This is a genomic window from Bacillus sp. ok061 (genome assembly GCF_900108285.1).
In the GTDB taxonomy this organism is placed as follows: Bacteria; Bacillota; Bacilli; order Bacillales; family Bacillaceae_G; genus Bacillus_A; species Bacillus_A thuringiensis_S.
In genome coordinates this window covers 1-2,392 of record NZ_FNUW01000081.1, presented here as the reverse complement: position 1 = coordinate 2,392, position 2,392 = coordinate 1, and the positions used below count along the sequence as shown (strand labels likewise).

Genomic DNA, 2,392 nt, shown 5'->3' with positions numbered 1-2,392 from the left:
AATAAAAATTGACGTTTCACGTTGTTTGTTTCGTTCAGTTTTCAAAGAACTACTTGGTCGCTCATTTGCGACTTCCTTATGTTAACATCTTCGTTAGTTAATGTCAACTAAGTTTTTTATTTCGTTTGTCGCTTGCGACGTTAATATCATCGGCGACTTGTCCTATATTACACCTCTATATAATAATAGTCAATATTAATCTTTCATCTTTTAAAAAAAGATGAAAAAGACTCTCATACCCCCTCTTTATTCCTCATACATATCAGTAAAATAACCGAAAGGAGTGTAGAACTTGTTCGATCCTTCTTTATTAAACACCATAAACGCCCATTCAAGAAGCCCACACTATCATAGGAAGTTTCCCATCATTCTATTTTGGAGTCAAAAAAGCGGTTGCACTTCTCTTGCTAAATGGTTCTTTTACCAAATTGATTTATTACAAACAGCTCTAAGCTATAGTCCTTTCATTCATAATTATGAATATGATATATACAAAGGTACACCTGCTTATAGTGTACGACTAGGGGTAACGTTACGAGAAAAACAAAAAGAAACGTTTAAACTTGTTCGTAACCCTTATAGGAGAGCAGTCAGTTCTTTCGTATCCTTAATTGGACCTCCTTATATGGAAAATCCCGAATGGAAACCCATCCGAAAGTTTTTATATCAAGATGAAAATTCCCCCAAAGGGATCTCATTTAAACAATTTCTATACTATCTATTTATGAAAGGGGCTCACGCAAGTGATATTAACCCACATTTCACACAACAATATATAGCTGGTGAAGAAGAATATGTCACCAATTATATATACTTAGAAAACTTCGATCAGGAAATGAAAGAATTAGAAAAGCGTTTCGAATTAAAAAACGCACCAATAAATGAGTTCTCAACATCATGGCATCATCAAACTCCCGCCATGATTTATAAAGGGAATTTTAGCGAAGGTGATATTACCGATCCTTTATTTCCCCGTCATCCAACTTTTGAAAGCTTTTATGATACTGAATGTATACAACTTGTTCAAACAATATTTCAAAATGATTTCGACACATATAAATACAGCAAAGAATATCCATACTAATTTTAGTCTATTATCTTTGCTAAATAAAAAAGATACCTCATATATAAGGTATCTTTTTTACATGTCAATTATATAAATCATACTGTTTAACAGTCTCTATTCTACACCTTATTACCTTTTAATAGATTACATAACTTTTGCTTATCCGCCCATCCTACTCCAATTAAAACTAAACTCGCTCCCATTATTACTCTCCATGTCAGAGATTCATTTAATAGAATAATTGAAGTAACAATACTTATTAATGGTAATGCATTTAAATATAATCCACTTACTGATGCTGAAACTCTCTCTAGCGCTTTATTCCAAAACCAATACGCTAAAATTGTTGCTCCAATAACAAGGTATATTACACTAAGTCCCGTTTTCCAAGTTTCAATCTTTGGTAAACCGTAATAAAGAATTTCTACCAGTGCAAATGGTAATAGAATAACAGCTCCAATAATTAAAGTTAATGTTGTAAAAACCTCGTTTGATAAATACCGTTCTTGTTTTGGTCGTTTTAGCAAAACCGTGTAGAAAGCAAATAGAAAAGTACTTAATAATATCAGGATATCTCCTATTAAAGACACTTCTTGATCAGCACTTTTAGATGGAATCGTAATAAAGAGTACTCCTATAGCACCCAATATAATTCCTACCCAATAATTCAATCGAATTTTCTCTTTCAAAAAGAATGCTGAAAAAAGAATTGTAACTAATGGTAATGCAGCATCTATGATACTAACATGTAATCCACTTGTTAAAGAAATTCCGTAGGATGTGAACATAAAGTACCCAGCTACACCGGTAAAAGCTAGTAAACTCATTCTTTTCCATGGAACTTTTTTATGTACAACTGATTTTTGTAGTTGCTTAAATGAAAATAGCATACAAATTCCACCTGCAAAGAAAAGACGAATAAACAACAAAGTAAACGGCTGAATAGATTCTAAAGCCCATTTTGTTGGTGCAATAGCTGTCCCCCATAATATAACAGCCACTAATAACATGCATATTTCTTTCATAATCCCCCACACCCATCAAAAATATATGTTAACTACCTTAATTATAGATTTTTTCTTATGTAAAATCCTTTAAAAACACAAAAGGTTATGTAAAAAGGGCTAGATTGCTACTTTTTACATAACCTTTTTATATAAGATTACAAACATTCTTTTTACATCTCGATTATATTTTCACAAAAGGTAATTCTTACCTTTATATTTCAAGCAATAAAAATAAACACAAAAAAACCTAAGTCGAAACGACTTAGGTTTTTGCTTGGCGACGTCCTACTCTCACAGGGACAAGGTCCCAACTACCATC

General features: G+C 32.2%; 2 protein-coding genes. One reads left to right on the top strand and one right to left on the bottom strand.

Features of this window, described 5'->3' with window-relative positions:
* Positions 1 to 292: 292 nt before the first annotated feature.
* A complete protein-coding gene (locus tag C4S65_RS33870) occupies positions 293 to 1,084 on the top strand; it encodes a sulfotransferase family 2 domain-containing protein (RefSeq protein WP_086790492.1) in 792 nt (263 codons plus the stop codon).
* 101 nt (positions 1,085 to 1,185) lie between these two features.
* Here C4S65_RS33870 and C4S65_RS33865 read toward each other — a convergent pair whose 3' ends face one another.
* Entirely contained in the window at positions 1,186 to 2,091 is a 906-nt protein-coding gene (locus C4S65_RS33865; protein WP_103945933.1) for a DMT family transporter, read from the bottom strand.
* Between the last annotated feature and the right edge of the window lie 301 nt (positions 2,092 to 2,392).